Below are 6,530 nucleotides of genomic sequence, written 5' to 3'. Positions count from 1 at the left end.
ACGACGCATGCGACCGTACTCGCCCGCAGGGCAGAAACTGAGGCTGGCAGTATTTTCAACGATTCCCCCGTCTCGTCTTTCGCGGTGCCCGTGGATAGTGGAGACCGCTTTTGTAAGAGCAGAAAAGCTCGCGAAGTTCTGTCTAAGTGCAAAAACACCGGCGTAGAGTCGCCAGAGTTAAAGACTTTTAGGTATCTGCACAAGACGTCCAGTATAGTTAGAATGAGGCAAAAACGTGATTGGCCGCTTTTTTGCCATCGTCTTCACTTGTTCTTTGGCATGCGCAGCGTGATCGAATCGACTATTTATCAGACCCGAACCCGCACGTAGGTTCCGGGCGCCTCGGCCAGAATTTCGATGTTTTTTTCACCCGGGATGCGGGCAGGAACATGTTGAGGATCTTGTGATTCGATCCACTTTTCCCAATGGTTCCACCAGGAACCGGGGTGCTCCTCCGTCTTCGCCAGCCAGTCGTCGAAACTGCCAAGAGGGGCGGCGCCGGTCCAATACTGGTATTTGTTTTTCGACGGCGGATTAACAACCCCAGCGATATGACCCGATCCCGCGAGAACATAGGTGACCTCGCCGCCGAAGTATTTGCATCCGGTAAACACGGAGAGTGCCGGGGCGATGTGGTCTTCCTTCGCCGCAAGATTGAAGATGGGAATTTTAACATCGGAAAGCGAGAGATTTTCGCCGGCGAGATGCATCATCCCGCGCACCAAGTTGTTATCGAGATAGCAATTGCGCAGGTAGTAGGAGTGGTTCGCGGCGCTCATGCGCGTCGCGTCGGCATTCCAATAGAGGAGGTCAAAGGGTACGGGCTCGCGGCCCCGCATGTAGTTGTTGACGACGTAAGGCCAGATAAGGTCACCGGAGCGTAGCATGTTGAATGCCGTCGCCATCCTCGTTCCTTCGAGATAACCCTCAGCCGACATCGCCTTTTCCAGGGCACTGATCTGATCCTCGTCGACAAAGACCTTGAGATCGCCTGCGTAGGTGAAATCGACCTGTGTGGTAAACAGCGTGGCGCTCTTGATCCGGTCCTCGCCCTCCTTGGCAAAAAGTGCAAGAGCCGCGCTCAGCAGCGTGCCGCCAACACAATAGCCGATGGCGTTGACCGCCCTTTCGCCGGTCGCCCGCTCGATTGTATCGAGGCCAAAGCGCAAGCCCTCGTTGATGTAAGCAGTCCAATCTTTATGGGCGTGCCGTTCGTCCGGATTGACCCACGATATGACGAAGACCGTATGCCCGCGGTCGATCGCCCATTTGATGAACGATTTCTCCGGATTGAGATCGAGGATGTAGTATTTGTTGATCCAGGGCGGACAGACGAGGAGAGGGCGTTTAAGCACTTTCTTGGTCGTAGGCTCGTACTGAATGATCTCGGCTACCTCGCTGCGCGCGATAACCTTCCCCGGCGTGGTCGCCACGTTTTCGCCGAGCGTGAATTTAGTGGTGTCTGATTGGCGAAGCCTTAGATCGCCGCCGCCGGCGACAATATCTTCGGCGAGCATCTTCATGCCCCTGACGAGGTTCTCCGCATTGCTGGCAACCGTTTCCTTGTAGAGTTCGGGATTGGTCAGGAGGAAATTGCTCGGCGATGCTGCTGTTGTGATCTGCTTGACGTAGAACGAGGCTTTATGGCGCGTGTGCTCATCGAGCCCTTCGGTGTTTTCGACCAGTTCTGCCGCCCAGCGGGCGGTAACGAGATAGGCCTGCTTCAAGAAATCAAAGAAGGCGTTCTTGCCCCAATCCTCATCGCTGAAACGTTTGTCGCCCTTGTCGGGCTTGGCGACGTCCTCCACTTCTTCACCGCTCATACGGCGAATGGAGTTCGACCAGATGGCTATATAGCTGGTGAAGAGCCTCGTTTGGGCTTCAAGGGCGCGGCCGGGCTCGGACAGCCAATATTCGGAAACCCTGGAGAGCGTCTTGACGACATCCGTGACCGGATCGGCGAGTGTATCGCGCTTCAAGCCCTTTTCGCGTGGCTCCACCCAGGCAGAGGCGGCCTTGCCGGCCTGCTCGATCATATGGGCGACATTGCGGGCAAAAGCCTCCGGGTCCTTGATGATGTAGTTATCAAGGTTGGGCGTCTTGCCTAGCTTGTCCCCTTGATTGTCCATGCAGCGGTTTCCTCCCCATGACGCACAATATTGACATCATATCACAAATTGGTGCTATCCCTCTAACGTGCAATTGTTATCGTCATTATGAATTCGTTTTCGCAGTCGGGACATAAAATGAACTTGCCGGTCAAAAACATCATGCGCCTTGCGATTGGCGCCGTTCTGATTGCAGGGCTCGGGGGCTGTGCCAACAACTCGGCGCAGCCGGTGATGGCGAATTCGCCACTGACCGGTCCCGTGAACACGGGCACTTACCCGCATTTCACGCCTGACCCGAAAGGCGAGACCACGCAATTCACGCCGGAAGAAAAGCAGGCACTGATCGACAGGACGACCGCGGCAAAGACCGCGGCGCAGTCTGGCCCCTCGGCCGATCCTGCGGCTGCGGCAAAGAAGCAGGCCGATCTGCAAAAACTGATCAAGGAACAGCAGGACGATCTGAAGGCGATCGAAGGCAAGATGCAGACGCCCTAGATTTGGCCGCATCTTTCCCACAATGACGTGGGATAGGTTCGAAGCATTTGCCGGCGTAAATGCCCGCAATGATTGCTCGACCGCAGTGGCGTTTCGTTGTATAGCGCGACGCGCACATTAAACCCTTTTGACCGGACCCAACCTATGGAAGAATTTCATAAAGTTCGCCGCCTCCCGCCTTACGTTTTCGAACAGGTGAATCGCCTGAAGGCGAGCGCGCGAGCGGCGGGTGCGGACATTATCGACCTTGGCATGGGCAATCCCGATCTGCCGACGCCTCAAGGCATTGTCGACAAGCTGTGTGAGGCTGTGCAGGATCCCCGGACGCACCGCTATTCTGCATCGAAGGGTATTCCCGGCCTGCGGAGGGCCCAGGCCGCCTATTATGACCGGCGATTTGGCGTCAAGCTCAACTCGGACACCCAGGTCGTCGCAACGCTTGGCTCCAAGGAAGGCTTCGCCAACATGGCACAGGCGATCACCGCGCCAGGCGATGTCGTGCTTTGCCCGGATCCGACCTATCCGATCCATGCCTTCGGCTTCATCATGTCGGGCGGTGTCATCCGCTCGATCCCGGCAAAACCCGACGATCAGTTCATTCCGGCCCTGGAGCGAGGCATTCGCCATTCCATCCCAAAGCCGCTCGCACTGATTCTGAATTACCCGTCCAATCCGACGGCACATGTGGCATCGCTCGATTTTTACAAGGACGTGGTCGCCTTCGCGCGCAAGAACGAGATCATCATTCTCTCCGATCTCGCTTATTCCGAGATTTACTTTGACGGCGCACCGCCTCCGTCCGTATTGCAGGTACCGGGTGCAATCGATGTCGCAGTCGAGTTCACGTCGATGTCAAAGACCTTCTCGATGCCGGGATGGCGCATGGGCTTTGCGGTCGGCAATGAGCGCTTGATTGCAGCGCTGACGCGGGTCAAGTCCTATCTCGACTATGGTGCGTTCACGCCGATCCAGGTCGCAGCAGCTGCCGCACTGAACGGCGACGGCTCCGACATTGCCGAGGTGCGCAGTGTTTACAAGCGCAGGCGCGACGTCCTCGTCGATAGTTTCGGCCGCGCAGGCTGGGATATTCCGCCGCCAGCCGCGACCATGTTCGCTTGGGCGCCGATCCCGGAGAAATTCCGCAGCCTCGGCTCGCTCGAATTTTCAAAGCTGCTGATCGAACATGCGGAAGTTGCCGTGGCGCCGGGTATCGGCTTTGGCGAGCATGGCGACGACTATATCCGTATCGCTCTCGTTGAGAACGAGCACCGGATCCGGCAGGCGGCGCGTAGTCTCAAGCGCTTTCTTGCCACGGCCGACGAAAAACTGCACAACGTCATCCCGCTGAACGTTCGTCGTTGATCCGACCGCGTTCTGGGGGAAACTGACGGCGCCGTCCGGCGCCGTTTCAGCGAAATTTCAGGGAATTGGATGATGAGTGAAGCGCTGCGCGTGGGAATCGCCGGACTGGGCACGGTTGGGGCCTCGGTTCTGAAAATATTGCGTGACCGGGGTGAAATGCTCACCCGCCAGTGCGGCAAGGAAATCGTCGTGACCGCCGTTTCGGCCCGAGATCGGGCGCGCGACCGCGGTGTCGACTTCTCTTCGGCAAGCTGGTTCGACGATCCAATCGCCCTTGCAAGATCAAACGAGATCGATGTCTTCATCGAATTGATCGGTGGTGACGAGGGCCCGGCACGTGCGGCTGTCGAAGCCGCTCTCAAATCGGGCCGGCATGTCATCACGGCCAACAAGGCGCTGCTTGCCAAACATGGCGTCGCCTTGGCCAAGATCGCGGAAGAGAAGGGCGTTCTCCTTAACTTTGAGGCAGCGGTCGCCGGTGGTATTCCCGTTATCAAGGCGCTGCGCGAGTCGCTGACCGGCAACACGGTTTCGCGTGTCTACGGCATCATGAACGGTACCTGCAACTACATCCTCACGCGCATGTGGGACGAGGGAATTTCGTTCGAAGCATGTCTCGCCGATGCCCAGCGGCTTGGCTATGCCGAGGCGGATCCGACCTTTGACATCGAAGGCAATGATACGGCGCACAAGCTCGCCATCCTGACGAGCCTTGCGTTTGGCACGCAGATTTCGGCCGACGACATCTACCTTGAAGGCATCAGCAACATTTCGCTTGCCGATATCAAGGCAGCCGATGAACTCGGCTACCGCATCAAGCTGCTTGGCGTTGCATTAAAAACTGAAAGCGGCATTGAACAGCGCGTTCATCCGACGATGGTGCCAGTCGAATCGGTCATCGCGCAGGTCCACGGCGTAACGAATGCGGTCGCGATCGAAACCGATCTTCTTGGCGAATTGCTTTTGTCGGGTCCCGGCGCCGGCGGCGCGGCGACAGCCTCGGCGGTCATTGGCGACCTGGCCGATATCGCCAAGAGCCGACCGGGCTTCCAGCACGGTCCGGTATTCGGCACGCCGGCTAAAGCGCTGGCGCCTTATAGGCGGGCTCGGATGCGCGCCCATGAGGGCGGATACTTTATCCGGCTGACGGTGCATGATCGCGCCGGCGTATTTGCCGCCATTGCCAAGCGCATGGCCGACAACGACATCTCGCTCGAATCCATCGTCCAGCGCCAGAGCACCGACAACCAGCCGGAGGCAACGAAGACGGTCATTCTCGTTACGCACGAGACAACCGAAGCGGCGGTGAAGAAGGCGCTTGAGGGCATCGTCAAGGACGGTCATGCGACCGACAAGCCGCAGATGATCCGTATCGAACGGGCGGGCTGAGCAGCCGCAAACACTGGAAGAAACTGCGCTTACACCGTTTAATCGATTAGCTTTTTTGCGAGCCCTTGCCGCACGGGTGTGACTTTGACAAAAGGTTTGCATACCGATGCTAAGGAGCGCTGTTGCGATCCGGAATGCGGCGTCGTCACACCAACGCAGGAAACATTATGCCGAAAACTTCCGAACAAAATGAAGCTGGTCTTGATCGCATTCTGACCCTCGAATTGGTGCGCGTGACCGAACGTGCAGCTGTCGCGGCAGCGCGCTTGCGCGGTCGTGGCGACGAGATGGCAGCCGATCAGGCCGCTGTCGATGCGATGCGTCAGGAGCTCAATCGCCTGCCGATCGCCGGAACCGTGGTGATCGGCGAAGGTGAGCGTGATGAAGCTCCGATGCTCTACATCGGCGAGGAAGTCGGCACGCGTAACGGTCCCTCCGTTGATATCGCGCTCGATCCTCTCGAAGGGACGACGATCTGCGCGAAGAACCTGCCGAACTCGCTGGCTGTCATTGCGATCGCCGAAAAGGGCAATCTTCTCTATGCACCCGATGTCTACATGGAAAAGATAGCGGTCGGCCCGGGTTATCCTGCCGGAATCATCAATCTCGACGCGCCCGCGATCGAGAACATCACGGCAGTCGCCAAGGCGAAGGGCGTGCCGCTCAATGAAATTACCGCCTGCATCATGGACCGTCCGCGCCACGCACGTCTGATCGAAGAGGTGCGCGCAACGGGCGCTGCCATTCGTCTGATCGGCGACGGGGATGTCGCCGGCGTTATCCATACGACCGATCCGGACGAAACCGGCATCGATATCTATCTTGGCATTGGCGGTGCTCCCGAGGGCGTGCTTGCCGCTGCTGCGCTACGCTGTATCGGTGGGCAGATGCAGGGCCGTTTGCAGCTCAATAGCGACGACAAGATCGCCCGTGCCGCCAAGATGGGTATCACCGATCCCAAGAAGATCTACACGATGCAAGAAATGGCAAAGGGTGACGTGCTCTTCGCGGCGACTGGCGTTACTGATGGCAATCTTCTCAGCGGTGTCAAGTTCGCCCGCGACTACATCCAGACACATACCGTCGTCATGCGATCGCACTCGCAGACAGTGCGCGAGATCAAGGCGAAGCACCAGGACATGGCGAAGTTCCAATAGGAACGCGGGGTAAGGT

At 58.0% G+C, this 6,530-nt stretch carries 5 protein-coding genes; 4 read left to right on the top strand and 1 reads right to left on the bottom strand.

Going from position 1 to position 6,530, the window contains the following annotated elements; genetic code table 11:
• Window positions 1-308: 308 nt before the first annotated feature.
• Window positions 309-2,129 (bottom strand): class I poly(R)-hydroxyalkanoic acid synthase, encoded by a 1,821-nt coding sequence (gene phaC, locus AAAB35_RS26985; RefSeq protein ID WP_340671411.1) that lies wholly within the window; start codon window positions 2,127-2,129, stop codon window positions 309-311.
• 117 nt (window positions 2,130-2,246) lie between these two features.
• Here phaC and AAAB35_RS26980 point away from each other — a divergent pair, with 117 nt between their 5' ends.
• From AAAB35_RS26980 to glpX, 4 genes are all read left to right on the top strand, one after another.
• Window positions 2,247-2,606 carry a hypothetical protein gene (locus AAAB35_RS26980; protein ID WP_340671409.1) on the top strand — a complete coding sequence of 120 codons (360 nt, stop codon included), beginning with the start codon at window positions 2,247-2,249 and terminating at the stop codon, window positions 2,604-2,606.
• A 144-nt stretch (window positions 2,607-2,750) separates the two neighbouring features.
• Complete coding sequence (locus AAAB35_RS26975) at window positions 2,751-3,968, top strand: LL-diaminopimelate aminotransferase (protein ID WP_340671408.1); 1,218 nt, start codon at window positions 2,751-2,753, stop codon at window positions 3,966-3,968.
• Between the two features lie 72 nt (window positions 3,969-4,040).
• The gene (locus AAAB35_RS26970) at window positions 4,041-5,357 is read left to right on the top strand and encodes a homoserine dehydrogenase (RefSeq protein ID WP_340671412.1); all 1,317 of its coding nucleotides are present in this window, start codon (window positions 4,041-4,043) and stop codon (window positions 5,355-5,357) included.
• A 167-nt stretch (window positions 5,358-5,524) separates the two neighbouring features.
• Window positions 5,525-6,514, top strand: coding sequence for a class II fructose-bisphosphatase (gene glpX / locus AAAB35_RS26965; protein ID WP_340671407.1), 990 nt, complete (start codon window positions 5,525-5,527; stop codon window positions 6,512-6,514).
• Window positions 6,515-6,530 lie beyond the last annotated feature (16 nt).

Origin of the sequence: Phyllobacterium sp. (genome assembly GCF_037994425.1) — a bacterium.
Classification (GTDB): Bacteria; Pseudomonadota; Alphaproteobacteria; order Rhizobiales; family Rhizobiaceae; genus Phyllobacterium.
This window is presented reverse-complemented; position numbering and strand designations above follow the sequence as displayed.

Bases quoted from the DNA above. Each gene is read 5' to 3' on its own strand.
- phaC (WP_340671411.1), bottom strand. From the start codon at position 2,129: ATGGACAATCAAGGGGACAAGCTAGGCAAGACGCCCAACCTTGATAAC.
- AAAB35_RS26980 (WP_340671409.1), top strand. From the start codon at position 2,247: ATGAACTTGCCGGTCAAAAACATCATGCGCCTTGCGATTGGCGCCGTT.
- AAAB35_RS26975 (WP_340671408.1), top strand. From the start codon at position 2,751: ATGGAAGAATTTCATAAAGTTCGCCGCCTCCCGCCTTACGTTTTCGAA.
- AAAB35_RS26970 (WP_340671412.1), top strand. From the start codon at position 4,041: ATGAGTGAAGCGCTGCGCGTGGGAATCGCCGGACTGGGCACGGTTGGG.
- glpX (WP_340671407.1), top strand. From the start codon at position 5,525: ATGCCGAAAACTTCCGAACAAAATGAAGCTGGTCTTGATCGCATTCTG.